Origin of the sequence: Mycobacterium stomatepiae (genome assembly GCF_010731715.1) — a bacterium.
In the GTDB taxonomy this organism is placed as follows: Bacteria; Actinomycetota; Actinomycetes; order Mycobacteriales; family Mycobacteriaceae; genus Mycobacterium; species Mycobacterium stomatepiae.
On sequence record NZ_AP022587.1, the window covers coordinates 5,726,486 to 5,750,861 of the forward strand.

A 24,376-nucleotide genomic window follows, 5' to 3' on the forward strand; every position below is an offset into this window, starting at 1 on the left:
GCTCGTCGCGGTTCCTAGAATTGACCGGTGACCGCCAGCCCCCGCTCTGCCGCCGACCTGCCCAAGTCGTGGGATCCCGGTGCGCTGGAGACGGCGATCTACCAGAAGTGGGCGGACGCCGGTTACTTCAAGGCGGACCCGACCAGCTCCAAGCCCGGGTACTCGATCGTGCTGCCGCCGCCCAACGTCACGGGCAGCCTGCACATGGGCCACGCGCTGGAACACACGATGATGGACGCCCTGACCCGCCGCAAGCGCATGCAGGGATACGAGGTGCTCTGGCAGCCCGGGATGGACCACGCCGGCATCGCGACGCAGAGCGTGGTGGAAAAGCAGCTCGCGGTGGACGGCAAGACCAAAGAGGACTTCGGTCGCGAGCTCTTCGTCGACAAGGTCTGGGACTGGAAGCACGAGTCCGGCGGCGCCATCGGCGGCCAGATGCGCCGCCTCGGCGACGGCGTGGACTGGAGCCGCGACCGGTTCACTATGGACGACGGCCTGTCCCGCGCGGTCCGGGCGATCTTCAAGCGGCTCTATGACGCCGGGTTGATCTATCGGGCCGAGCGGCTGGTCAACTGGTCGCCGGTGCTGCAGACTGCGATCTCGGATATCGAGGTCGACTATCAAGAGGTCGAGGGCGAGCTGGTGTCGTTCCGGTACGGCTCGCTGGACGACTCGCAACCGCACATCGTGGTCGCCACCACCCGGGTCGAGACGATGCTGGGCGACACCGCGGTCGCGGTGCACCCCGACGACGAGCGTTATCGCCACCTGGTCGGCACCACACTCCCGCACCCGTTCGTCGACCGACAGCTGATCATCGTCGCCGACGAGCACGTGGACCCCGAATTCGGTACCGGCGCAGTCAAAGTCACGCCCGCACACGACCCGAACGACTTCGAGATCGGTCTGCGCCACGAGTTGCCGATGATCTCGATCCTCGACACCAAGGGCCGGATCGTCGATACCGGAACACAATTCGACGGCATGGACCGCTTCGAAGCCCGCGTGGCGGTTCGCGAGGCGCTGGCAGCGCAGGGCCGGGTGGTCGCCGAGAAGCGGCCCTATCTACACAGCGTCGGGCACTCGGAACGCAGCGGCGAACCGATCGAGCCCCGGCTGTCGCTGCAGTGGTGGGTCCGGGTGGAAACGCTGGCCAAGGCCGCCGGTGACGCAGTGCGCAACGGCGACACCGTGATTCACCCCACTAGCCTCGAGCCGCGCTGGTTCGCCTGGGTCGACGATATGCACGACTGGTGCATTTCGCGACAGCTGTGGTGGGGACATCGCATCCCGATCTGGTACGGACCCAACGGCGAGCAGGTCTGCGTCGGCCCCGACGACACGCCGCCGAAGGGCTGGGAGCAAGACCCCGATGTGCTGGACACCTGGTTCTCGTCGGCGCTGTGGCCATTCTCCACTCTGGGATGGCCGTCGCAGACTGCGGAGCTGGAAAAGTTCTATCCGACAAGCGTTTTGGTGACCGGATACGACATCTTGTTCTTTTGGGTGGCGCGGATGATGATGTTCGGCACCTTCGTGGGCGGCGACGACGCGATCACGCTCGGTGGCTCCCGTGGCCCGCAGGTGCCGTTCACCGACGTCTTCCTGCACGGCCTCATCCGCGACGAATTCGGCCGCAAGATGAGCAAATCCAAGGGCAACGTGATCGACCCGCTGGACTGGCTGGAGACGTTTGGAGCCGACGCGTTGCGGTTCACCCTGGCGCGCGGCGCTAGTCCCGGCGGCGACCTGTCGGTCGGCGAGGACGCGGTCCGGGCGTCACGGAACTTCGTCACCAAGCTGTTCAACGCGACCCGCTTCGCGTTACTCAATGGTGCGGCATGGCGTCCGGAAAAGGCTTTGCCGGCTCTCGCCGAGCTGACCGATGCCGACCGGTGGATCCTCGGGCGGTTGGAAGAGGTTCGCGCCGAGGTTGATTCGGCATTCGACAGCTATGAGTTCAGCCGGGCCTGCGAGGCTCTCTACCACTTCGCCTGGGACGAATTCTGCGACTGGTATGTCGAAGTGGCGAAGGTGCAGCTCGCCGACGGGCTCACCGAGACCACCGGGGTGCTGGCCGCGACACTGGACACGCTGCTGAGGTTGCTGCAGCCGGTCATCCCGTTCGTCACCGAGGAGCTGTGGCAGGCGCTGACGGGGGAGGAGTCGTTGGTCATCGCCGAGTGGCCGAAGCCCTCCGGTATCAGCCTGGATCCTGTTGCGGTGCAACGCGTCAGCGATATGCAGCGACTGGTGACCGAGGTTCGCCGATTCCGCAGCGACCAGGGCCTGGCCGACCGGCAGAAGGTGCCGGCCCGGTTGGCCGGTGTCGAAGACAGCGATCTGAACACTCAGGTGTCGGCGGTGACGTCGCTGGCGTGGCTGACGGCGCCGGGTCCTGAGTTCAACCCCTCGGCGTCCGTGGAAGTGCGGCTGAGCGGCGGCACCGTCGTCGTCGAACTCGACACGTCGGGCACCATCGACGTTGCCGCCGAGCGTCGTCGCCTGGAAAAGGATCTGGCCGCCGCCCGGAAGGAATTAGATTCCACCGCAGCGAAATTGGCCAACGCGGACTTCCTGGCCAAGGCGCCAGACCAGGTTGTGACGAAGATCCGCGATCGTCAGCGGCTCGCCCAAGAGGAAACCGAACGCATCAACGCCAGGCTGGCCGGGCTGCAATGACCGAGCCGCCCGACTGGCTCGACCAGCCTGAGGCCACCAACACTGCCCCGACGCCGGACGAGATCGCATCCCTGTTGCAGGTCGAACATCTGCTGGACCAGCGCTGGCCCGAGACCAAAATCGAACCGAGCCTGACCCGGATCAGCGCCCTGATGGATCTGCTCGGCTCGCCGCAGCTCGGTTATCCGTCGATCCACGTCGCGGGCACCAACGGCAAGACGTCGGTGGTACGCATGATCGACGCGCTGCTGACCGCGTTGCACCGGCGCACCGGCCGAACCACCAGCCCGCACCTGCAGTCGGCGGTCGAGCGCATCGCAATCGACGGAAAGCCAATCAGCCCAGCGCAATACGTGGCGACTTATCTCGAGATCGAACCGTTCGTGCAGATGATCGACGCACAGTCGGAGGCCGCGGGTGGGCCGGCGATGAGCAAGTTCGAGGTGCTGACCGCGATGGCTTACGCCGCCTTCGCCGACGCTCCCGTCGAGGTCGCCGTCGTCGAGGTGGGCATGGGCGGTCGCTGGGATGCCACCAACGTGATCAACGCGCCGGTCGCGGTCATCACTCCGATCGGCATCGACCACGTCGAATACCTCGGCGAGGACATCGCGGGGATCGCTGGTGAGAAGGCGGGCATCATCACCAAGGCTCCAGACGGCGCGCCCGACACGGTCGCAATCATTGCGCGACAGGCGCCGGAAGCGATGGAAGTGCTTCTGGCGCAGACTGTTTCGTCCGACGCCGCAGTCGCGCGCGAGGATTCGGAGTTCGCGGTGCTGGGCCGTCAGGTCGCGATCGGCGGGCAGGTGCTGCAGCTGCAGGGCCTCGGCGGGGTGTACTCCGATGTGTACCTGCCTCTGCACGGCGAGCATCAAGCGCACAACGCGGTCGTGGCTCTCGCCGCGGTGGAGGCGTTCTTCGGCGCCGGTGCGCAGCGTCAGCTCGACGTCGAGGCGGTGCGGGCCGGTTTCGCCGCCGTCGCCAGCCCCGGGCGCTTGGAGCGCATGCGCAGCGCCCCCACGGTGTTCATCGACGCCGCGCACAATCCGGCCGGGGCGGCCGCGCTGGCGCAGACGCTGGACGGCGAATTCGATTTCCGCTATCTGGTCGGGGTCCTGTCCGTGATGGCCGAGAAGGACGTCGACGGCATTCTCGCCGCGCTGGAGCCGGCCTTCGATGCCGTCGTCGTGACGCACAACGGTTCGCCGCGGGCACTGGATGTCGAGTCGCTGTCGCTGGCCGCTCAGCAGCGGTTCGGACCCGACCGGGTGTTGACCGCCGAAACCCTGCGCGACGCCATCGACGTCGCGACGGCGCTGGTCGACGAGGCCGCTGCCGACGGTGAGGCGGAGTCGTTTTCTGGCACCGGAATCGTGGTGACCGGCTCGGTGGTTACCGCCGGGGCCGCGCGTACGTTGTTCGGTCGTGATCCGGAATGACGGATAGCGACCAGAACCCGCCACCGCCCGACCCCTGGAAGAGCTTCCGGGGCGTGATGGCCGCGACGCTGATCTTGGAGGCGATCGTGGTGCTACTGGCAATACCGGTAGTCGGCGCGGTCGGTGGCGGCCTGACCACGGTGTCGCTGGGCTACCTAGTCAGCGTGGCCGGGCTGCTCATCGTGCTGAGTGGCCTGCAGGGCAGGCCCTGGGCGATCTGGGTGAATCTGGCCGTCCAGCCGGTCGTACTTGCCGGATTCGCGGTTTATTCGGGAGTGGGATTCATCGGCGTGCTGTTCGCCGGGCTGTGGCTGCTGATCGCGTACTTCCGCGCCGAGGTCCGTCGACGCCAAGAGCGCGGGCAAACGCCACCCGGCTGAGTGCCGATTCGTTCTGTACGCTGGCCGCCGTGACCGAACGGACCCTGGTACTGATCAAGCCCGACGGCGTCGAACGGCGACTGATCGGCGAGATCATCAGCCGCATTGAGCGCAAGGGCCTGACGATCCTGGCGCTCGAACTGCGCAGCGTCAGCAAAGAGCTGGCCACCCAGCATTACGCCGAACACGACGGCAAGCCGTTCTTCGAGTCGCTGCTCGACTTCATCACGTCGGGACCGGTCGTCGCGGCAATCGTGGAGGGGCCGCGCGCGATCGCGGCGTTTCGGCAGCTCGCGGGCGGTACCGACCCAGTGGAAAAGGCCACGCCCGGCACCATCCGCGGCGATTTCGGGCTGGAAACGCAACTGAATCTGGTGCACGGCTCGGATTCGATCGATTCAGCTAAGCGCGAAATCGCGCTATGGTTTCCCGGCGCTTAGGCCCCTAGCCCGCCTGGCTTCCAGGTCAGGCTCGTTTGGGCCGACGGCGTGATGTGGGATACTGACTGCGGGTGAACGTCGCCGGACCGGCGTCGGACGCCCGAATGAAGACTTAGACAAGCGCGACCATTGCCAGCTCGCGATGTAGCGCCGCATGTCAGGCCGACATTCAGCACGGCACCGAGTTGGTTCTAGCCGAGCCGCTCGGGGCAAGACCATCACAAGTCCGGGAGAAGTAGGCCGGGTACATAGCGAAGCCCTCGCGTGGCCGCGTCGCCATGACGCGCCCGGGGGCTTGAGGAGAATACGTGATAGACGGTGACCAAACTTCAGACCCTTCGACTGCGCCGGCCCAGGAAGGCCTGCCGGACCGATTGAGAGTCCACTCCCTGGCACGAGCGCTGGGAACCACCAGCAAGCGGGTGGTCGACGCCCTCAGCGCACTGGACGGACGAATCCGCAGCGCACATTCCGGCGTGGACTACGAGGACGCGATCCGGGTGCGCGATCTGCTGTCGCCCCGGCCGCCGGAGAACTTCGTGGCCTTCAGCAGCGCCGAAGAACCGGGGGAACCCGGGTCCCGGGTGGTCGTGGAGACGGTGGTCGACCGGCCGGCGTACATGCCGCTGTTCGTGGCGCCGCAGCCGGTCGCGGCCGACGCCCAAACCCGCGTCGACGACGGCACCGACGCCGATACCGACGATTCCGACGACGGTGACGACGACGAGCAGACCGATCGGCCGGCCAACCGGCGGCGGCGGCGCGGCCGGCGGGGACGCGGCCGCGGCCGCGGTGAACAGGGCGGATCAGACCAGGACGACGATGGCGACGGCTCGAAATCCACTGACTCGGATGACGACGCCGACGATCAGGACTCGGACGACTCCGACGACGGTGACGGCTCGGACGACGGTTCGCCGGATGGCGGCAACCGGCGTCGTCGCAGGCGGCGCCGGCGCAAGTCGGGTCCGGGTGACGACAACGACGACGGTTCGCCCGACGATCCGCCCAACACCGTGGTGCACGAACGCGCGCCGCGCGGCAAGGGCGGATCCGACGACGGCAGGGGCAACAACGGCTCAAGCAATGCCGAGATCAGGGGTATCGACGGGTCGACGCGGCTGGAGGCCAAGCGCCAACGCCGCCGCGACGGGCGCGATGCCGGTCGGCGCCGTCCGCCGGTACTGACCGAGGCCGAATTCCTGGCGCGCCGGGAAGCCGTCGAGCGGGTCATGGTGGTGCGCGACCGGGTTCGCACCGAGCCGCCGCACCCGGGTGCCCGCTACACGCAGATCGCCGTCCTCGAAGACGGCATCGTCGTCGAGCATTTCGTGACATCGGCGGCGTCGGCGTCGCTGGTCGGCAACATCTACCTCGGGATCGTGCAGAACGTGCTGCCCTCGATGGAGGCCGCATTCGTCGATATCGGTCGCGGCCGCAACGGCGTGCTGTACGCCGGCGAGGTCAACTGGGAGGCCGCGGGGCTGGGCGGGGCCGAGCGCAAGATCGAAAAGGCGCTCAAGCCAGGCGATTACGTCGTCGTCCAGGTCAGCAAGGACCCGGTGGGACACAAGGGCGCCCGGCTGACCACGCAGGTCTCCCTGGCCGGCCGCTACCTGGTTTATGTGCCGGGCGCGTCGTCGACCGGGATCAGCCGCAAGCTGCCGGACACCGAACGCCAGCGTCTCAAGGAGATCCTGCGTGAGGTGGTGCCGTCCAACGCCGGGATGATCATCCGGACCGCGTCCGAGGGCGTCAAAGAGGAAGACATTCGCCACGATGTCACCCGCCTGCAGGAGCGTTGGGAGCAGATCGAGGCCAAGGCCGCCGAGATCAAGGGGAAGGCCGCCGGCGCCGCGGTGGCGCTCTACGAAGAGCCCGACGTGTTGGTCAAGGTCATCCGCGACTTGTTCAACGAAGACTTCGCCGGCCTTATCGTCTCCGGCGACGAGGCGTGGAGCACCATCAACGAGTACGTGAATTCTGTTGCGCCCGATCTAGTTTCGAAGCTGACGAAGTACGACCCGCCCGCCGGAGAGGAAGGGCAACCCGGTCCGGACGTCTTCGCGGTGCATCGCATCGACGAGCAACTGGCCAAGGCAATGGAGCGCAAGGTGTGGCTGCCGTCGGGCGGCACACTGGTCATCGATCGGACCGAGGCGATGACGATCGTCGACGTCAACACCGGCAAGTTCACCGGATCCGGGGGCAACCTGGAGCAGACGGTCACCAAGAACAACCTCGAGGCGGCCGAGGAGACCGTGCGCCAGCTGCGGTTGCGCGACATCGGCGGCATCGTGGTCATCGACTTCATCGACATGGTGCTCGAGTCCAACCGCGACCTGGTGTTGCGCCGGCTGACCGAGGCACTGGCCCGGGACCGCACTCGCCACCAGGTGTCCGAGGTGACGTCGCTGGGCCTGGTGCAATTGACCCGCAAGCGGCTGGGAACCGGTCTGATCGAGGCATTTTCGACGTCGTGCCCGAACTGTGGCGGCCGCGGAATCCTGCTGCATGCCGACCCGGTCGACTCGGTCCCCGCCCCCGGCCGCAAGTCCGAGTCCAGCGGCGGCCGGCGTGGCAAGCGGTCGAAGAAGAACCGATCCGACGAGCCCGCCGATCAGCCCGCCGTCGCAAAGGTGCCCGCACATGCGCCGGGCGAACATCCGATGTTCAAGGCCATGGCCACCCGCGACAATGGCGAGGCCGAGGAGGGCGGCGAGGACGTCACCACCGAGACCGACGAGCAGACCAAGCTGGAGACCGCCGCGGACCTGGAAGATGCGGACTCCGATGCCTTCGAGGACGGCGAGGACGACGACACCGATCAGGACACTGACGACGTCGACGAGGATCTCGACGATGACGACGATCTCGATGACGACGATGACGACGAGGATCTCGATGACGATGACGAGGATCTCGACGACGACGAGGACTCCGACGACGAGAACGGCGACGCCGAAGATTCCGCGGACGAAGCCGGGGCGGATTTCGGGCGTCCGCGACGCCGCCGAGCGGCGGGCCGGCCGGCCGGCCCGCCCATCCACGTGGACTAACCGGCCGTCACGCGACGGCGGGCTGCCGCGCCGGGGGTGGCAGTCTCGTCATTGCCGTCAAACTCCGGCGCCATTGCTACCGGCCAGCGTGGCCGGCTTACGGCTACTTTCGCTCAAACGGACCCATTGCCCGGCCGAAGTGCTGGTTTGACCCTGTAGCCGCTGGTCACGTACCCTTGGACAGTTGTCATCAAGCCGGGCAGGACTTCGGCTGATGACAGGCGGGAAGATCATCCCGCACCCAAAGACCCACCACGCGCATCGCACTTGCACGCGCGCGGAAGACGCGAGGAAGAGCAGGAGCAACGATGGCGACCTACGCAATCGTCAAGACCGGTGGCAAGCAGTACAAGGTTGCCGTCGGTGACGTGGTCAAGGTCGAGAAGCTCGAATCCGAGCCCGGCGCCAAGGTGTCGCTGCCGGTGGCGCTGGTGGTCGACGGTGCCACCGTCACGTCCGACGCCGCCGCGCTGGCCAAGGTCGCGGTGACCGGCGAGGTGCTCGAGCACACCAAGGGCCCGAAGATCCGTATCCACAAGTTCAAGAACAAGACCGGCTACCACAAGCGTCAGGGCCACCGTCAGCAGCTGACGGTCCTGAAGGTCACCGGAATCAAGTGATGAGCCGGCAGGCGAAGAACAGACAATACTGAGCGGAGGCTCATAGACATGGCACACAAAAAGGGCGCTTCCAGCTCGCGCAACGGTCGCGACTCCGCCGCTCAGCGGCTGGGCGTCAAGCGATTCGGCGGCCAGATCGTCAAGGCCGGCGAGATCATCGTCCGCCAGCGCGGCACCCACTTCCACCCCGGCGTGAACGTCGGCCGTGGCGGCGACGACACATTGTTCGCCAAGGAAGCCGGCGCCGTCGAGTTCGGCGTGAAGCGCGGACGCAAGACCGTCAACATCGTCGCCGCCGGCTAGACCTCCGACTGAGGTCGCTGCGCCCGTGCATGCGGGCAGCTGAGAGGACCCCCGATGCCTCGGTTTGTCGATCGAGTCGTCATCCACGCCCGGGCCGGCTCCGGCGGTAACGGCTGCGCCTCGGTTCATCGCGAGAAGTTCAAGCCGCTCGGCGGCCCCGACGGCGGCAATGGCGGCCGCGGCGGCAGCATTGTCTTCGTCGTCGATCCCGCCGTCCACACGCTGCTGGATTACCATTTCCGTCCGCATGTCACCGCTCCCAATGGCAAGCAGGGGGCCGGTAGCAACCGCGACGGCGCGGCCGGTGCGGATCTGGAAGTCAAGGTCCCCGACGGCACCGTCGTCCTGGACGACCACGGCCGGCTGCTAGCCGATTTGGTCGGTGCGGGCACCCGCTTCGAAGCCGCGGCCGGTGGCCGTGGCGGGCTGGGCAACGCGGCGCTCGCGTCTCGCGCGCGCAAGGCCCCCGGGTTTGCGCTACTGGGTGAGCCCGGCCAGGCCCGCGACCTCACCCTCGAGCTCAAGACAGTCGCCGACGCCGGGCTGGTCGGATTTCCGTCCGCGGGAAAGTCGTCGTTGGTGTCGGTGATCTCGGCGGCCAAGCCCAAGGTCGCCGATTACCCTTTCACCACGCTGGTCCCCAACCTCGGCGCGGTCTCGGCCGGCGAGCAATCGTTCACCGTCGCCGACGTGCCCGGCTTGATCCCGGGCGCTTCCGAAGGTCGCGGCCTGGGCCTGGATTTCCTGCGGCACATCGAGCGGTGCGCGGTGCTGGTGCACGTCGTCGACTGCGCCACAGCCGAGCCCGGCCGCGACCCGATCTCCGACATCGACGCGCTGGAAGCCGAACTTGCCGCCTACACGCCCACCCTGCAAGGGGATGCGGCGCTGGTCGACCTGGCCGAGCGGCCGAGGGCGGTGGTGCTCAACAAGATTGACGTGCCGGAGGCGCGCGAGCTCGCCGAGTTCGTCTACGACGACATCGCCGAGCGTGGCTGGCCGGTGTTCCTGGTGTCGACGGCAACCCGGGAAGGGTTGCAGCCGTTGGTCTTTGGGCTCTGGCAAATGATCTCCGAATACAACGCCTCGCGCCCGGCGCCGGTGGCGCGACGCCCGGTGATCCGCCCGGTGCCCGTCGACGACAGCGGCTTCACCGTCGAGCCCGACGGGGAGGGCGGCTTCGTGGTCACCGGGGCGCGCCCCGAGCGGTGGATCGGCCAGACCAACTTCGACAACGACGAAGCGGTGGGTTATCTCGCCGACCGCCTCGCGCGCCTCGGTGTCGAGGAGGAGCTGCTGCGGCTGGGTGCGCAACCCGGCTGCGCGGTGACCATCGGTGAGATGACGTTCGACTGGGAGCCGCAAACCCCTCCCGGCGTTCAGGTTCCATTGACCGGCCGTGGCACCGACGCGCGGCTGGAACGCACCGAGCGCATCGGCGCCGACGAGCGCAAGGCCGCGCGCCGCCGGCGCCGCGAACGCGGTGACGAGCCGTGAGCGCGCATCGCGAAGCCATCCGCACCGCGCGCAGCCTGGTCGTCAAGATCGGGACCAACGCGCTGACTACGCCGTCCGGGGTGTTCGACGGTGGCCGGCTGGCCGGGCTGGCCGATGCGATCGAGGGCCGCATGAAGGCGGGCACCGACGTCGTCATCGTGTCCTCGGGTGCCATCGCCGCCGGCATCGAGCCGCTCGGATTATCGCGTCGGCCAAAGGATTTGGCGACCAAACAGGCCGCCGCCAGCGTGGGCCAGGTCGCGTTGGTGAACGCGTGGAGCGCGGCCTTCGCCCGCTACGGCCGCACGGTCGGGCAGGTGCTGCTGACCGCGCAAGACATTTCGATGCGGGCCCAGCACACCAACGCCCAACGCACCCTGGACCGGTTGCGCGCGCTGCACGCGGTGGCGATCGTCAACGAGAACGACACGGTGGCCACCAACGAGATCCGGTTCGGCGACAACGACCGCCTCTCGGCATTGGTGGCCCACCTGGTCGGCGCCGAGGCGCTGGTATTGCTCTCCGACATCGACGGCCTGTACGACACCGACCCGCGAAAGACCGAGGGGGCGCGCTTCATTCCGGAGGTGGCTGCGGCGTCGGATCTTGATGGTGTGGTGGCCGGGCCGGGCAGTGCTCTGGGCACCGGGGGCATGGCCTCGAAGATGTCCTCGGCTCTGCTGGCCGCCGACGCCGGAGTGCCGGTGCTGTTGGCGGCGGCAACGGACGCCGCGACGGCGCTGACCGATGCCTCGTCGGGGACGGTGTTCGCCGCTCGGCCACAACGGATGTCAGCCCGCCGGTTCTGGTTGCGCTACGCCGCCGATTCGACCGGCTCCCTGACCCTCGACGAGGGTGCGGTGCGTGCGGTCGTCGGGCAACGCCGTTCGCTGCTGGCAGCGGGTATCACGGCGGTGTCCGGGCAGTTTCACGGCGGCGATGTGGTCGAATTGCACGGGCCGAATGCGACTGTGGTGGCCCGCGGCGTGGTTGCCTACGACGCGACCGAGCTCGCGACGATTATCGGCCGGTCTACTTCGGAGCTGCCCGACGAGCTGCGCCGGCCCGCGGTACATGCCGACGACCTGGTCGCGGTGTAGCGTCTCAGCTCGATTGGGACTTGAGATACAAAGTGGCCCAGATTATTTCGGCTAACGTGGCGAATAGTTCGGCGTCGTAGGACTCCGGTGCGCCCGGCAGATTCTGCTGGCAGGTCCGCTCCACCATCCAGGTCAGCGCGCTGGCCGTGGTGACCGCGGGCAGCTCGGGCCGGATGGAACCGTCGGCCTGGCCGTCTTCGATGACGCGCGTCAGCCGCCCGGCGACCGCGGTCAACAGGTTGCCGTAGGTCGCGCCCACCACCGAGTCGTAGGCGGCCATCTCGTTGAGTGCGACGAGCACCGGCTGGTGGCGGCGATAGCTGGCAACCAAGCCCGCCATGGCCGCGCGGACATCGGCGGGATCGTGGCGGCCCGCCACGCTCCACCAGCGATCCGCGCTCTCGGCCAGGTCGGCGAACACCTGGCCGGCCAGCCGGCGCAGCAGATGGCCCTTGTCCTCGAAGTAGATGTAGAAGCTCGCCCGCGAGATACCGGCCTCGGTCGACAGCCGGTCCACGCTCAGTTCGGTGAAACTGGCCCCGCCGCGCATCAGCCGCTCGGTGGCGTCCAACAGCTGGCGTTCCATCTCCTCGCGCCGCTGCTGGCGCGACTGCTCGCGCTTGGGCTGCGGCTTGCGGGTCACCGACGGCATTTCCCGAGCATAACCGACGGTTCAACATATTGACTAGACATACCGTCTAGGCATACTGTCGACAACGTTCGCGACAGGGACTACATGACGGAGGACGAACGATGGCAGTGCTGACCGGGCGGTCCAGTCGCCCCCGCGCGTATGACGCGATCGACCTGTCCTCGCGCGCGTTTTGGTCGACGACGGCCGCCGACAGGGAGCGCTCGTTTGCGGTGCTGCGGGCCGAGCGGCCGGTGAGCTGGCATCCCCCGGTCGAGGACTCCCTGATGCCCGATCCCGATGATCCCGGTTATTGGGCGGTCACCCGGCGTGCGGACATCGTCGCGGTCAGCCGCAATAATGAGGTGTTCCTGTCCGGCAAGGGCGTGATGTTCGAAAGCATTCCGGTGGAACTGCTGGAGGCATCGCAATCCTTCTTGGCGATGGATCCACCGCGGCACACCAAGCTGCGTAAGCTCGCCCATGCCGCATTCACGCCTCGGCAGGTGCGCCGCATCGAGGAGTCGATCCAGGCGAATGCGAAGACGATTGTCGAGGAGCTTCGCGAGGCCAGCAGCGGTGCGGATTTCGTCAATCTCTGCGCCAAGGAGCTGCCCATCCGCACGCTGTCGGACATGGTGGGTATCCCGGATTCCGAGCGAGAGCGCATGGCGCATGCCACCGACGCACTGGTGTCGTGGGCCGACCCCGAATTCCTCAACGGCCGGCCCGCACTGGAAGTCGTCCTCGAACAGCAGATGTACCTTCACCAGGTCGTCGGTGCGCTCGCGGCCGAGCGCCGCGAAAAGCCGGGGGAAGACCTGATCAGTAGCCTGGTACACGCCGAGGTGGACGGTGACCGGCTCACCGATGCCGAGGTGGCCGCGTTCTTTGTGTTGCTCTCGGTGGCGGGCAATGACACCACCCGACAGACGATGAGCCACACTATGAAAGCCCTTACCGACTTCCCGGCCCAAAGGGCTTGGCTGCTAGCCGATTACGACAACCGGATCGGTGTGGCGGTCGAGGAGTTTGTGCGCTGGGCGACCCCGGTGATGACCTTCCGTCGCACGGCGGCAACAGATTTCGAGCTCGGGGGTCAGACCGTCGCCGCGGGGGAGAAGGTGGTGATGTTCTATTCATCGGGCAACTGGGACACCGAGGCGTTCCAGCGTCCGGATCACTTCGACCTGAGCCGCAGCCCCAACCCGCACGTCGGGTTTGGCGGTGGCGGGCTGCATTTCTGCCTCGGCGCCCACGTGGCACGCGCGCAACTGCGCGCGATCTTCGGTGAGTTGTTCCGCCAGCTGCCGGACATCCGGGCAACCGATGCGACATACGTGGCGGGTAACTTCGTGCACGCCGTGCGCAGCCTGCCGTGTGAGTTCTAGCGTTTTACCGCAAGGCCAGTGGCGCCAGCGCACCTCCCAGTTCGGAGGCGAGCAGCACCAACAATTCCGAGCAGCCGGCGTCGAGTTTGACGGTGGCCAGATCGTCGCCTCGGGTGGGCCCGCGGTTGACGATGGCGATCGGTAGGCCGAGTGCGGCGGCGTGCCGCACGAATCGGTAGCCGGAGAATACGGTCAGCGACGAGCCCGCGACCAGCAGTTCGTCGGATGTGCCGACCATCGAAAAAGACCGTGCCACAGTGTCTTTAGGGACGTTTTCACCGAAGTAGACGATGTCGGGCTTCAGCATGCCGGTGCAGCGCGGGCAGTCCAGATAGCGAAACGACCCGGTATCGGTGACGACGGCGTCGGCGTCGGGTGCCACCGCCAGCCCACCGATCGTCTCCGCGCGCTCGATGAATCCCGGATTGAGTGCCTCGAGCTCTTCGGCCAACGCCGCGCGACTCATCGTGTGGCCGCAGCTCAGGCAGATCACCTGCGCATAGGTGCCGTGCAGGTTGATCACGTTTTCGCTGCCGGCCTTGGTGTGCAGCAGGTCGACGTTCTGGGTGATCACGCCGCTGACCACGCCGGCGCGCTCCAGCGCGGCCAGCGCCCGGTGCCCCGCGTTGGGCTCGGTGTCGTTCATGTGCCGCCAGCCGACGTGGTTGCGCGCCCAGTACCGCTGCCGGAACGCGGCATCGGAGGTGAACTGCCGTATCGTCATCGGGTTGCTCGGCGGCGAATCCGGGCCCCGGTAGTCGGGAATGCCCGAGTCGGTGGAAATCCCGGCGCCGGTCAGCACCGCGATTCGGCGTCCAGCCAACAGCGCGACCAGTTCCGGAGATTCGGGGCGCGCTGTCACCTGTTCGAGAGTACGGGCCCAATCGATGCGTATGCCAACGCGACTTCAGAGGCTAGCAAGCCTTACGTTTCGCCCAGTGGTGCGGTCGTCTCGATCAATGTGCGGCCGGCGGTGCTGCACTTGCCGGCGTTCATGGGGTACTTCCTGGCCCACCTGCTGTTCTTGGACAAGCTCAGGGACATTCCGCTCTACGAACTCGACTGGCAGGAGCTACGACGCGAATCGCCGGTGGCATTCCCGTATGTGCTCATCGCACTGGTCCAGCACAACCTGAGCCTGATCTACGACAACGTCCCAAGCGGCGTATTCAAGGAGTACGGCCTCGATTCGATACTTGGTACCGCTACCGTGCCGCTTGCCGAGCCCGATACGGTTCCTGCTCACGCACCGCCGCGAATGCGAACGCCATGTTCTCGACACGGTGCGCGAGAGATTCCAAATCCGTTGCCGTCCAATCAATGAGCAGCGGGTAGCCGGCCAAACCGGATGAGTGGATCAAGCTGCTCAACCACGGCGCCGGTTATGCCCCTTACGATTTGGCGAGTTCTCGGGGATCCGCAGATGCGCGCTGACGACGGGTGCAACGCGATCCGTGAGTTCGGCGACCGGCGCGTAGGCAAGGGGCTCGACCTGCAGGATGTATCGCAAGAAGGCGACACCGAGCAGCTGGGCCATCGCCAGATCGATTCCGATCTCGGCATCCGGCCCGGGAAGCTGCGATGCGATCTGCTGGTACAACTGGCCCTGGATGAATTGCCGCACCAACGTGGCCGACTCCTCATGCGTGGCGGCCCCACGCAGAATCGCCAGCAATGAGGCGCGGCTGTCGGGGTGCTCCCAAAACTCGAGGAACACCTCACTGAGTCGTCGGCCCATCTCGTCACGGCCCTCTTCCGCGATGCGACCGGCGACTTGCTGCGGATCGAACGGCCACCCGATCGTGGTCCGGAACAGGTCGTCCTTGGTGCCGAAATAGTGCCGAATCAGCGCGGTGTCCACCTGCGCCTCGGTGGCGATGTCCCGAAGCGACGTCTTGTCGTAACCGCGTTCGGAAAACAAGCGGCGAGCGGTCAGCAGGATCTGATCGCGCGTATCGGTTTTTCCCGGCCGCCGGCCGACGGGTGACATGCGACAAAACTCTACAGCTGTGGACTTTCTGGCCGCGCGGGGCTATCGTCGACCATAGAATTCCACAAGCGGGGAATTATTAGGAGGAAGACCATGCGAACAACTGTGGCCAGCGCCGGGTCAGCGGCGTTCTTTGTGGTGGCTCCGGGCACCGTTGTGGGTCTGATCCCCTGGTTGATCACCGGGTGGGCGCTGCCCCACGGCGGCGCGCCGTTACGGGTGGCGCAGGCAGTGGGCGTCGTGCTGATCGCAGCGGGGCTGATCCCGCTGCTGCACGCGTTCACGCAATTCGCCAGGGCCGGAGGAACTCCCGCGCCCGTTGCGCCGACGGAACATCTGGTGGTCACCGGGTTCAACCGCTATGTCCGCAACCCGATGTATGTCGGACTCGTGCTGGCAATTCTCGGGCAGGCATTGCTCTTTCGTAGTCCGGAGCTGGTGGTCTATGCCGTGATCGTGTGGATTGCCACCGCATCTTTTGTTCTTCTGTACGAACAGCCGACCCTGACAAGGCGATACGGGAACCAGTACGAGGAGTACAAACTCAACGTGCCGGCCTGGCTGCCGCGGCTACGGCCCTGGTGACCAGGGCGCGAAAGGTCAGGGGATCAGGATGTAGCTCATCCCCGGTACTTGTGCGACGGTGCGTGTGTCGAATTCGTGGAAGCCCGTGGTGCGGTAGCCGTTTGACACGGTGGCCCCATAACCAGTGTTCATTTCGGTGATAGTGATGGTGTTGCCGTTCACGGCATCGACCCAGGCGACGTGTCCGACGCCCCCGACGAGCGTGCTGCTGAACACGGCGATCGAGTGGGGCTGCGCTTCGTTGACTACCGTCCAGCCTGCCGCTTGGGCTTGGCTGGCCCAGTTTTCGGCATTTCCGGTGAGCGCTCGGATGTAGTAACCGGTGTGGGTGTGGATTTGTTCTTGGGCGCCCCAGGTGCAGTAGCCCTCGAAGTCGCCGCTAAAGGGGTTGTGATCGGTCGTGCGGCTTATGCTCGATGCCGGATCCCCGCTGGCCGGGGCCGGCGCCATCGACGCTCCCAGGGAGAGTGCGCTTGTCACCGCGGCGGCGGCCAGAACTGCGCTGCGCTTCATCCGCGTCCTCTCGCCGCCTCATCAACCCGTTATCTTCCTGTTATCGCAGCGAGACCAGAATTCGTTTCGCGCGGTCGCTCTTTGCTCAAAGGGGACCGCTTCAGCGCTGCCGAATAGTCGGCTAATCGCGGCGGTGATTTCGATCCCATTCGTTGGTCAGGAAGCATGAAGGCATGACCCTGGTTCGCGCGGGACTGGCTGAGGGTTACTACTTTGGCGAGGACGCGGCGTTGTTGGCCTTAGACGCCGGCGGAGTGACTATCTTTCTCGCGGCACTGATTCAAGCGAAGCAAGAGGGGGCTTCGCACCTAGAAATCGGCCGGACGACGTACGAGTTCTTCATCGAGGGCAGCGCGTCAGACATTGAGTTTCATGATAACGACGACACGGTGGTGTGGCGCCTCGGCGGTGGGAAGGCGCAAGAAAGTAAAATTGCTTTCCGATTCCGATCCGGTCGGTGGGATGCGGCGCTAACCCATCAGCGCCCGGGCTGCTTGTTCCCCAGCGGGATTGAGTTGGAGCCAAATCCGGAAGTCATACAAATCCGGCTCGTCGTAGTGGTCGACGAAGAGGTCACGGACGCGGTCCATGGCGGCATCGATTGAGAGGTCCCACGGCACGACGCGTTCATCAGAAGCGCCGAATATGTCGCCGATCTTCATGAGCCCGTCGTCGAGCAACGATCGGATGGTGCGCAGTACTAAGTCCTGGTGGGCAGCGACATTGTCGGCGAGGTTTTCGCGGCTGATGATCGCTGTGACTTGTGCCATCGGTATGCACATTGCCGTTCCATCGAGCAACAGCTCATTGCGCAGGATGTCGTCGGCGTTCAACCGGAGCTCGTCACGATCGCGAAACGGGTCAAAAGGTCCAGTCATCGCTCTCCCCACTCCTGCCGATATCTTGCGTTGCCTGCAATCGTCACTCTTCGGGCCCTACGAATTCTTCTGGGATCTCGCCCAATAGTGGGAATCGGTGATCCTTGGTGTGCGGTATGTGGATGGGGTGAGGTCCAGTTGCTGGCGAATTCGGGGGTAGGCCGCCGAAAAGCGATCCCGGCAATCCTCCGCCGCTATTTGCCTTTCCGGGAATGGGCTTAGGCGACGGTGCCACTTCAGTCGGCTGGTGGGCTGGCGCTTGAGGAGTGGTGGCAGGTTCTCCTGCCGCGGGAGGGCCGACAGACCGCGGCGGGGAGGGTGCCGCTAGTGCCGGTACGCCCCCTCGTGGGTTGATATGGATTTTCGTGTAGTCCCCTCGATCGGGGAACTTGATGTCGAGAACTTGTTGTCCGTTGGACTCGGCGCTCCAGCGCCGCCCAACCCTCGTCCCGTCGGGTAGCTGGTATTCGACGCCCTTACTCGGGTCGCCGTATGCATTTGGGATCTCGGCTCCGTGTTGCTTGGCCCAATTCAATATATTCTCAAGGTCCTGAGGCGTGCGGACCTCTCTGATGGATGGTCGGTTGCCAGCGGGCAGTTTGTCGAGCACCCGGCGGATATCGTCTCCGCTCGGACCGTCGCTTTGCCCGGGTTCCGGGTTCGGAGCGTCTTTGAACGTGAGTAAATCAACTGTTTGAATTTTCGGCTTGTCGTCGCCGGGCGCGGACGGAGATTCAGGGAAGGTCACAGCGTAGAGGGGCGCGGTGGCGGCGGTGATTTTGGCGGCGATCTCTTGGTCGTGGACGGCCAGCTGGACGGCGCGTTCTTGAATCTGTGCGGCGTACAGCTGCGCTTGCGCCCGCGCGGCGGCGCCACTGCGCGACGGTGACACCGAAAGGTCTTCGCCCACCACATAACCGGCGGCGCTCGCCTCCCTGGCTACGTCCAGCACGCTCTGCTTGGCCGAATAGAGGGTCTCGGCTCCCCGGCGCGCTACGGCCGCGGATTCGTGCAGCGCATCGGCCAATCCCCGAACTTTTACGAGATCAGCGAAGGCGCGTTCCTGTGCGGCTTCGGCAGCGACGCCTTCCCAGACCGTCCCGCCCGGCGACACGGACGCCCGATGAATCGAGCTAAACGATGTTTCCCAATGCCGGGCGGTGGCCGTCCAGTCCCTGGCCGCGTTTTCGAGGTGGGCGACGTCCCACGCTTGAATCTCTGACAAGCTGGGCGCCCCGACGCCAACAACGCCGACCACTGGTCACGCCTGAGTGATCGAGCTACCTAGTGCGGCAACGCTCTGCGCCCCAGTGCTGTCGCTGGCAACGAACTCAGCGCCGGCTACGGCGGCCTTGATCGCGCTTGCCTGCGATCTTCCCGCCAAGGTGGCGATTATGCCGTCGAGCACCGCATATGCGGATCCGACGGCGTGAGAAGTCGCCTGGAATGGTAGCCCCACAATGGGTACTGGAGTCGCTACCGCAAAACGCGCTGAAACCGCGTCGCAATGCGCCGCCAGCACCTGCAGCCCCTCATTGCTCACGTGCAGCACGTCTGCCACCTTGCAAAGTCTAAAGCTCACGCGGAAATAAGCTAGTCACTTCACCGCGAATCGCGCGGTGCGCCGACTCCGAGATCACGGTCGCGGTCCGTAGTCCAACCACATGCGTTGCTAGCCAACCCTTTTGATTGGACGATTGTGAGAAGGATCTGGTGAATGCCTCGCTACTCACGGCGATCGAGCAAGAGAAATTACGTTTCGGAGCTCTGAACACCCACTACGCCGGTACGGTAAGTGCACCCACAGTCTTCGGTGAGGAGGCGTTTCGTGCGGCGAAAACTATTCATGCTCACGGGGGTGGTGGCCACCGCGGTGCTGATCGCGGGATGCTCGAGCGGCAAGTCGGGGTCGAGTCAGACGCCGTCGTCGAGTTCATCTGTCACGCAGACAGGTTCGGCGGCCCAGGCGCCCGACGCGTCGACGTGCCTGGACATCTCGTTTGCCAAAGACAGCCTCATGCTGTCCACCAAACGGGAGGATGCGCGCAAGAACGCCGACATCCTCGAGAAGTACAACCCTCCCGACAACGTCAAGGCCGCGATCGAGCATTTCGTCAACACCGTCGGCGCAGCCCCCGGCGACCCGGACCGCGAAGCCAACGACCACCTGATCGCCAATTGGCTCAAGCAAATGTGCCCCAATGTGAACACGTACTGATTCACTGAAACCCCGCGCAGACGGAAAGGATGGGTCAGGTTTGGGTGAGACGGATTCCGCGGACGTCGTCAGACTTGTGTCGGAGGATGGTCCTTAGCCGAGGCAGTCGGCCGCGGTCGTCAACTCGGCTGACATGTTCTCCGCCATCATCTTCAACGCTGCCGCGCCGAGCTCGTCGTCGATGTGGGCGACGGCGTCCGTCGGAACCACGACTTGCAGGTGGCGTACGTAGGCGTCCAGTGCGGTGTAGAGGATGCACTGCTCGGTGACCTGGCCGGTCAGGATCAAGCGATCGGTGTCGAGACGGGTGAGCAGATACTCCAGCGAGGTCGAATAGAACGCGCTGTGGCGGACCTTGGTCAGCAGCAGGCTACCCTTCGCCGGCACGATCGGCTCCACGAGGTCCGGACGTGCGCCGTGGCATGCGGATTCGACGAGATCGTGGAATTGCGCGGTGAAGTCGCCATAGTTGTCGTTGACATAAACCAGGTCGACGTCGTCGGATTCGCGCGCACGACGGACCAAGTCGGCCAGCGGATCGATGATTTTGCCGACATTGGGTATCAGTACTTCGGCGTCCTCATGCTGATAGCTATTCATCATGTCGACAACCACCACAGCGATTTTGCTCATGTTGGGGTGATACCCGGCGAATACTTGTTGACACCGGTTGCGGGACAATGGAAGGGCGATGGACTTTTACAACAGCTACAGCCAGGGCTTTGTCCGGGTCGCCGCGTGCACGCACCACACCACGCTGGGTGACCCGGCGGCCAACGCCGCCTCGGTGTTGCGGTTGGCCGCCGACTGCCACGACGACGGTATCGCGCTGGCCGTCTTCCCCGAATTGACGCTGTCCGGCTATTCGATCGAGGACATCGTCCTGCAGGACGTTTTGCTCGACGACGTCGAAACCGCCCTTGCCGACATCGTCACCGGATCCACCGAGCTGCTGCCGATCCTGGTGGTCGGCGCGCCGCTGCGCTACCGACAGCGCATCTACAACACCGCGGTCGTCATCCACCGCGGTGTGGTGCTCGGGGTGGCCCCCAAGTCGTACCTGCCCACCTACCGCGAGTTCTACGAGCACCGCCAAGTCGCACCCGGCGACGACGAGCACGGCGTCATCCGCTTCGGCGACATCGAAGCGCCCTTCGGGCCCGACCTGCTGTTCACGGCCACCGACTTTCCCGATTTCGTACTGCACGTGGAAATCTGCGAGGACATGTTCGTGCCGATTCCGCCTAGCGCGGAAGCGGCCCTGGCCGGTGCGACGGTGCTGGCGAACCTGTCCGGCAGCCCGATCACGATCGGGCGGGCCGAGGACCGTTGCCTGCTGGCGCGTTCGGCATCGTCGCGATGCCTGGCCGCCTACGTCTACGCCGCCGCGGGCGAGGGGGAGTCGACGACCGACCTGGCCTGGGACGGGCAGACCATGGTCTACGAAAACGGGGTGCTGCTGGCCGAATCCGAACGTTTCCCCAAGGGGGAGCGTCGTTCGGTGGCGGACGTCGACACCGGGCTGCTGCGCTCGGAGCGGCTGCGGATGGGCACTTTCGACGACAACCGGCGCCATCACCGGCCATCAGTGGAGTCGTTCCGGCGCATCGAGTTTCGGCTCGATCCGCCCACCGGTGACATCGGACTCCGCCGAACGATCGAGCGTTTCCCGTTCGTCCCCGCCGATCCGCAACGGCTGGAACAGGATTGCTACGAGGCCTACAACATCCAGGTCTCTGGGCTCGAGCAGCGGTTGCGTGCGCTGAACTACCCCAAGGTCGTCATCGGGATTTCCGGGGGGTTGGATTCGACGCACGCGTTGATCGTTGCCGCCCGCGCGATGGACCGCGAAAACCGCCCGCGCAGTGACATTCTGGCGTTCACCCTGCCCGGCTTCGCGACCGGCGAGCGCACCAAGCGCAATGCGATCGAACTATGCCGTCCACTCGGCGTGACCTTCGCCGAGATCGACATCCGCGACACCGCGGCGCTGATGCTCAAGGAGATGGATCACCCGTTCTCCCGCGGCGAGAAGGTCTACGACGTCACCTTCGAGAACGTCCAGGCCGGTCTGCGCACCGATTACCTATTCCGGCTGGCCAATCAGCGCGGCGGCATCGTGCTGGGCACCGGTGATCTCTCCGAGCTAGGCCTGGGATGGTCGACTTATGGTGTCGGCGACCAGATGTCGCATTACAACGTCAACGCCGGTGTGCCCAAGACGCTGATTCAGCACCTGATCCGCTGGGTCATCGCGTCGGGACAGTTCCCGTCCGACGTCGACGCGGTGCTGCAATCGGTGCTCGACACCGAGATCACTCCCGAACTCATACCGACCGGTGAGGAAGAAGAACTGCAGAGCAGCGAGGCCAAGATCGGACCGTATGCGCTGCAGGACTTTTCGTTGTTCCACGTGTTGCGTTACGGATTCCGGCCGTCGAAGATCGCGTTCCTGGCCTGGCACGCGTGGAACGATCCCGAGCAAGGGAACTGGCCGCCCGGGTTCCCCGAGGACAAGCGGCCGTCCTATCAGCTCAAGGAAATCCGCCATTGGTTGCAGATCTTCGTGCAGCGGTTCTACTCGTTTAGCCAGTTCAAACGTTCGGCATTGCCCAACGGCCCCAAGGTGTCCTACGGCGGCGCGCTGTCGCCGCGTGGAGACTGGCGCGCCCCGTCGGACATGTCGGCGCGCATTTGGCTCGACGAGATCGACCGTGAGGTCCCCGAGGACTAGCGCCTACTCGAATCGGGTTGCCGCGAGCGTAAACCCACTGCGAAAAATCGGGCTTGAGTTCAAGGGGTGGTTGCAACACTTCGTAGTTAGGGGTGTTGATGACGGGTCAGCCTCAGTTGTTGGTGGTGCAGCGGCGGTATTGGGATTTGATCGCTGCGGGATGGTCCTCGGAGGATGCCGGGGTGGCGGTCGGCGTGTCGGCGACGTGCGGTAGCAAGTGGTTTCGCAGGTTTGGTGGTGTGAATCCACGATGGTCAAAGCCTCAAGGACAGCGACGGCCGCGGCTGTCGGCGGATGAGCGTGAACAGATCATGATCGGCACCGCGCACGGTGAGTCGATCCGTTCGATGGCGCGCCGGTTGGGCCGGGCGCCGTCGACGATCATGCGCGAGATTGCCCACAACGGTGTCATGCGAGGGCATGTGGGCCGTTATCGCGCCCGGTATCGGTTCGGGCCCGCCGGGCCGGTTGGGACGCGAAGTCGGGCTACTCGGCGCGCATCGCTCAGCGGCGCAGCGAGCAACGGGCGCGTCGACCCAAGACCGGCAAGTTGGGCCGCTGTGAGCAATTGCGGGCCGAGGTGCAAGCGTTGTTGGTCAACAAGTACAGCCCCGAACAGATCGCCGGGGTATTGACCGCGACCTATCCTGACCGCCCGGAGATGCAGGTGTCCCACGAAACCATCTACCAGGCGCTTTACGTGCAAGGGCGCGGAGAACTGCGCCGGGAACTGAGGACATGCCTGCGCACCGGGCGCGCGTTGCGTAAACCGCGCCGACGGGCCCGCGCCGGTGACGGCCGCGGCCGTATCCAAGGCATGGTCAACATCAGTGAGCGGCCCGCCGAAGCTAACGACCGCGCCGTGCCAGGCCATTGGGAAGGAGACCTGATCATCGGCAAGGACCAGGCCTCTCAAATCGGCACGCTGGTTGAACGTTCCACCGGATATGTCCGACTGCTGCACCTACCCCATACCCGTAGCGCCGAGGCCGTCGCCGAGGCCATGATCGCCGCGGTCAAAGACCTGCCCGCCACCTTGCGCCGCACCGTGACCTGGGACCAAGGCCACGAAATGGCCCACCACGCCCGCATCAGCATCGACACCGGCATCGAGGTTTACTTCTGCGATCCCCACTCACCCTGGCAGCGCGGTAGCAATGAGAACACCAACGGCCTACTACGGCAATACTTTCCAAAGGGCACCGACCTTTCGGTGCACGACGCCGAACACCTCGCCTACGTCGCCGACGAACTCAACGGACGACCCCGAAAACGCTTCAACTGGGACAACCCCACCAACCGCCTCAACAAGCTACTGTCCACCCCGACAGACACAACTGTTGCAACCAAACCTTGAATCCACCGGCGAGAATTCGCAGTGGGCTTACGCTCGCTAAGCAGCTACGTCCGTGCGCGGCGCCAGCCCTGGTATTGCAGCTCGGCGAAGAACAGCGTGTAGAGGCCGGAGCCCAAGGTGACGACCACACCGGTGGCGGTCAACGGGAAGACCTCGGCGAGCACCAGAACGACGGAAGCGACGGTGAAAAGCAGGTTGCCGATCACGACGGCCATACCGGCACGGCGTACCGACGGCAGCGAGGCCAGCCAGAGCACCAGTACGCCGTAACCGATCAAGAACGCGGCCATGCCGTACTCGAACGCCTTCGTGGTGCCGGAGGTCGTGGCCAGGTAGCCGGCCAACGGGATGCCGGCGAGGCCGACCAGGCCGCTGATGGCGGCGTCGGCGCGCATCGCGAGGCGAAGCAAACCGTCGCGGGTGCCTTTGCGGTCAAGAGTGGTGGCGGGCATGGGGTTCCCTTCTGTTGGGTGTGATACCGATGCCACCGACGTTGCTCGCAAAGCACTGCCAGATCGACGCCAGGCGCTGCCAAGTACTGCCAACCGCAGGT

The 24,376-nt window shown here is 65.5% G+C and carries 23 protein-coding genes and 1 pseudogene; 15 read left to right on the forward strand and 9 right to left on the reverse strand.

What is annotated here, in order from left to right; all coding sequences use genetic code 11:
• Positions 1–27: 27 nt before the first annotated feature.
• From G6N54_RS27210 to proB, 9 genes are all read left to right on the forward strand, one after another.
• Positions 28–2,685 carry a valine--tRNA ligase gene (locus tag G6N54_RS27210; RefSeq protein WP_163793643.1) on the forward strand — a complete coding sequence of 886 codons (2,658 nt, stop codon included), beginning with the start codon at positions 28–30 and terminating at the stop codon, positions 2,683–2,685.
• On the forward strand, positions 2,682–4,127 hold the full coding sequence (folC, locus tag G6N54_RS27215; RefSeq protein ID WP_163793645.1) for a bifunctional tetrahydrofolate synthase/dihydrofolate synthase: 1,446 nt from the start codon (positions 2,682–2,684) through the stop codon (positions 4,125–4,127). Before G6N54_RS27210 ends, folC begins: the two co-directional genes overlap by 4 nt.
• A complete protein-coding gene (locus G6N54_RS27220) occupies positions 4,124–4,507 on the forward strand; it encodes a DUF4233 domain-containing protein (RefSeq protein WP_163793647.1) in 384 nt (127 codons plus the stop codon). Before folC ends, G6N54_RS27220 begins: the two co-directional genes overlap by 4 nt.
• A gap of 29 nt (positions 4,508–4,536) precedes the next feature.
• Positions 4,537–4,947, forward strand: coding sequence for a nucleoside-diphosphate kinase (gene ndk, locus G6N54_RS27225; RefSeq protein ID WP_163793649.1), 411 nt, complete (start codon positions 4,537–4,539; stop codon positions 4,945–4,947).
• A gap of 308 nt (positions 4,948–5,255) precedes the next feature.
• Positions 5,256–8,006: an Rne/Rng family ribonuclease gene (locus G6N54_RS27230; RefSeq protein WP_163793651.1), complete on the forward strand. Its 2,751-nt coding sequence runs from the start codon at positions 5,256–5,258 to the stop codon at positions 8,004–8,006.
• A 308-nt stretch (positions 8,007–8,314) separates the two neighbouring features.
• On the forward strand, positions 8,315–8,626 hold the full coding sequence (rplU, locus tag G6N54_RS27235) for a 50S ribosomal protein L21 (protein ID WP_025736107.1): 312 nt from the start codon (positions 8,315–8,317) through the stop codon (positions 8,624–8,626).
• Positions 8,627–8,674: 48 nt separating this feature from the next.
• Positions 8,675–8,929: a 50S ribosomal protein L27 gene (gene rpmA, locus G6N54_RS27240; protein WP_163793653.1), complete on the forward strand. Its 255-nt coding sequence runs from the start codon at positions 8,675–8,677 to the stop codon at positions 8,927–8,929.
• Positions 8,930–8,983: 54 nt separating this feature from the next.
• Positions 8,984–10,426: a GTPase ObgE gene (obgE, locus tag G6N54_RS27245; protein WP_163793655.1), complete on the forward strand. Its 1,443-nt coding sequence runs from the start codon at positions 8,984–8,986 to the stop codon at positions 10,424–10,426.
• Positions 10,423–11,526: a glutamate 5-kinase gene (gene proB / locus G6N54_RS27250; protein WP_163793657.1), complete on the forward strand. Its 1,104-nt coding sequence runs from the start codon at positions 10,423–10,425 to the stop codon at positions 11,524–11,526. Before obgE ends, proB begins: the two co-directional genes overlap by 4 nt.
• A 4-nt stretch (positions 11,527–11,530) precedes the next feature.
• Here proB and G6N54_RS27255 read toward each other — a convergent pair whose 3' ends face one another.
• Positions 11,531–12,178, reverse strand: coding sequence for a TetR/AcrR family transcriptional regulator (locus G6N54_RS27255; RefSeq protein ID WP_163793659.1), 648 nt, complete (start codon positions 12,176–12,178; stop codon positions 11,531–11,533).
• Between the two features lie 101 nt (positions 12,179–12,279).
• On the opposite strand from G6N54_RS27255, the gene G6N54_RS27260 reads away from it, so the two are divergent.
• Entirely contained in the window at positions 12,280–13,548 is a 1,269-nt protein-coding gene (locus G6N54_RS27260; RefSeq protein ID WP_163793661.1) for a cytochrome P450, read from the forward strand.
• 4 nt (positions 13,549–13,552) lie between these two features.
• Here G6N54_RS27260 and G6N54_RS27265 read toward each other — a convergent pair whose 3' ends face one another.
• A complete protein-coding gene (locus tag G6N54_RS27265; RefSeq protein ID WP_163793663.1) occupies positions 13,553–14,410 on the reverse strand; it encodes an SIR2 family NAD-dependent protein deacylase in 858 nt (285 codons plus the stop codon).
• Between the two features lie 111 nt (positions 14,411–14,521).
• On the opposite strand from G6N54_RS27265, the gene G6N54_RS27270 reads away from it, so the two are divergent.
• A complete protein-coding gene (locus G6N54_RS27270) occupies positions 14,522–14,872 on the forward strand; it encodes a hypothetical protein (protein WP_163793665.1) in 351 nt (116 codons plus the stop codon).
• Positions 14,873–14,914: 42 nt separating this feature from the next.
• Here the strand turns inward: G6N54_RS27270 and G6N54_RS27275 are convergent, their stop codons facing one another.
• Positions 14,915–15,538, reverse strand: coding sequence for a TetR/AcrR family transcriptional regulator (locus G6N54_RS27275; protein ID WP_163793666.1), 624 nt, complete (start codon positions 15,536–15,538; stop codon positions 14,915–14,917).
• A gap of 93 nt (positions 15,539–15,631) precedes the next feature.
• On the opposite strand from G6N54_RS27275, the gene G6N54_RS27280 reads away from it, so the two are divergent.
• Positions 15,632–16,123, forward strand: coding sequence for a methyltransferase family protein (locus G6N54_RS27280; RefSeq protein WP_163793668.1), 492 nt, complete (start codon positions 15,632–15,634; stop codon positions 16,121–16,123).
• 15 nt (positions 16,124–16,138) lie between these two features.
• On the opposite strand, the gene G6N54_RS27285 is transcribed toward G6N54_RS27280, so the two are convergent.
• The 4 genes from G6N54_RS27285 to G6N54_RS27300 all read right to left on the reverse strand — a co-directional run bounded on the left by G6N54_RS27285 (position 16,139) and on the right by G6N54_RS27300 (position 19,075).
• Positions 16,139–16,636, reverse strand: a complete 498-nt coding sequence (locus G6N54_RS27285; RefSeq protein WP_163793670.1) for a CHAP domain-containing protein — start codon at positions 16,634–16,636, stop codon at positions 16,139–16,141.
• Between the two features lie 470 nt (positions 16,637–17,106).
• Positions 17,107–17,469, reverse strand: a complete 363-nt coding sequence (locus G6N54_RS27290) for a hypothetical protein (protein WP_163793672.1) — start codon at positions 17,467–17,469, stop codon at positions 17,107–17,109.
• An 88-nt stretch (positions 17,470–17,557) separates the two neighbouring features.
• Positions 17,558–18,739, reverse strand: coding sequence for a WXG100 family type VII secretion target (locus tag G6N54_RS27295; RefSeq protein WP_163793674.1), 1,182 nt, complete (start codon positions 18,737–18,739; stop codon positions 17,558–17,560).
• Positions 18,740–18,775: 36 nt separating this feature from the next.
• On the reverse strand, positions 18,776–19,075 hold the full coding sequence (locus G6N54_RS27300) for a hypothetical protein (protein WP_163793676.1): 300 nt from the start codon (positions 19,073–19,075) through the stop codon (positions 18,776–18,778).
• A gap of 267 nt (positions 19,076–19,342) precedes the next feature.
• Between G6N54_RS27300 and G6N54_RS27305 the strand changes: the two genes are divergently transcribed.
• Positions 19,343–19,732, forward strand: a complete 390-nt coding sequence (locus G6N54_RS27305; protein ID WP_163793678.1) for a hypothetical protein — start codon at positions 19,343–19,345, stop codon at positions 19,730–19,732.
• Positions 19,733–19,825: 93 nt separating this feature from the next.
• On the opposite strand, the gene G6N54_RS27310 is transcribed toward G6N54_RS27305, so the two are convergent.
• Positions 19,826–20,365: a cysteine hydrolase family protein gene (locus G6N54_RS27310; RefSeq protein WP_163793680.1), complete on the reverse strand. Its 540-nt coding sequence runs from the start codon at positions 20,363–20,365 to the stop codon at positions 19,826–19,828.
• A 58-nt stretch (positions 20,366–20,423) separates the two neighbouring features.
• Here G6N54_RS27310 and G6N54_RS27315 point away from each other — a divergent pair, with 58 nt between their 5' ends.
• Both G6N54_RS27315 and G6N54_RS27320 read left to right on the forward strand, forming a co-directional pair.
• Entirely contained in the window at positions 20,424–22,466 is a 2,043-nt protein-coding gene (locus G6N54_RS27315) for an NAD(+) synthase (RefSeq protein WP_163793683.1), read from the forward strand.
• Positions 22,467–22,564: 98 nt separating this feature from the next.
• Positions 22,565–23,823: pseudogene (locus G6N54_RS27320) on the forward strand (IS30 family transposase).
• A gap of 44 nt (positions 23,824–23,867) precedes the next feature.
• Here G6N54_RS27320 and G6N54_RS27325 read toward each other — a convergent pair.
• Positions 23,868–24,275: a hypothetical protein gene (locus tag G6N54_RS27325; protein WP_163793684.1), complete on the reverse strand. Its 408-nt coding sequence runs from the start codon at positions 24,273–24,275 to the stop codon at positions 23,868–23,870.
• Between the last annotated feature and the right edge of the window lie 101 nt (positions 24,276–24,376).

What these genes read in the sequence shown, in the direction of transcription:
- folC (WP_163793645.1), top strand. Translation starts at nt 2,682, where the DNA reads ATGACCGAGCCGCCCGACTGGCTCGACCAGCCTGAGGCCACCAACACT.
- G6N54_RS27220 (WP_163793647.1), top strand. Translation starts at nt 4,124, where the DNA reads ATGACGGATAGCGACCAGAACCCGCCACCGCCCGACCCCTGGAAGAGC.
- rplU (WP_025736107.1), top strand. Translation starts at nt 8,315, where the DNA reads ATGGCGACCTACGCAATCGTCAAGACCGGTGGCAAGCAGTACAAGGTT.
- rpmA (WP_163793653.1), top strand. Translation starts at nt 8,675, where the DNA reads ATGGCACACAAAAAGGGCGCTTCCAGCTCGCGCAACGGTCGCGACTCC.
- obgE (WP_163793655.1), top strand. Translation starts at nt 8,984, where the DNA reads ATGCCTCGGTTTGTCGATCGAGTCGTCATCCACGCCCGGGCCGGCTCC.
- G6N54_RS27255 (WP_163793659.1), bottom strand. Translation starts at nt 12,178, where the DNA reads ATGCCGTCGGTGACCCGCAAGCCGCAGCCCAAGCGCGAGCAGTCGCGC.
- G6N54_RS27260 (WP_163793661.1), top strand. Translation starts at nt 12,280, where the DNA reads ATGGCAGTGCTGACCGGGCGGTCCAGTCGCCCCCGCGCGTATGACGCG.
- G6N54_RS27275 (WP_163793666.1), bottom strand. Translation starts at nt 15,538, where the DNA reads ATGTCACCCGTCGGCCGGCGGCCGGGAAAAACCGATACGCGCGATCAG.
- G6N54_RS27280 (WP_163793668.1), top strand. Translation starts at nt 15,632, where the DNA reads ATGCGAACAACTGTGGCCAGCGCCGGGTCAGCGGCGTTCTTTGTGGTG.
- G6N54_RS27285 (WP_163793670.1), bottom strand. Translation starts at nt 16,636, where the DNA reads ATGAAGCGCAGCGCAGTTCTGGCCGCCGCCGCGGTGACAAGCGCACTC.
- G6N54_RS27310 (WP_163793680.1), bottom strand. Translation starts at nt 20,365, where the DNA reads ATGAGCAAAATCGCTGTGGTGGTTGTCGACATGATGAATAGCTATCAG.
- G6N54_RS27315 (WP_163793683.1), top strand. Translation starts at nt 20,424, where the DNA reads ATGGACTTTTACAACAGCTACAGCCAGGGCTTTGTCCGGGTCGCCGCG.
- G6N54_RS27325 (WP_163793684.1), bottom strand. Translation starts at nt 24,275, where the DNA reads ATGCCCGCCACCACTCTTGACCGCAAAGGCACCCGCGACGGTTTGCTT.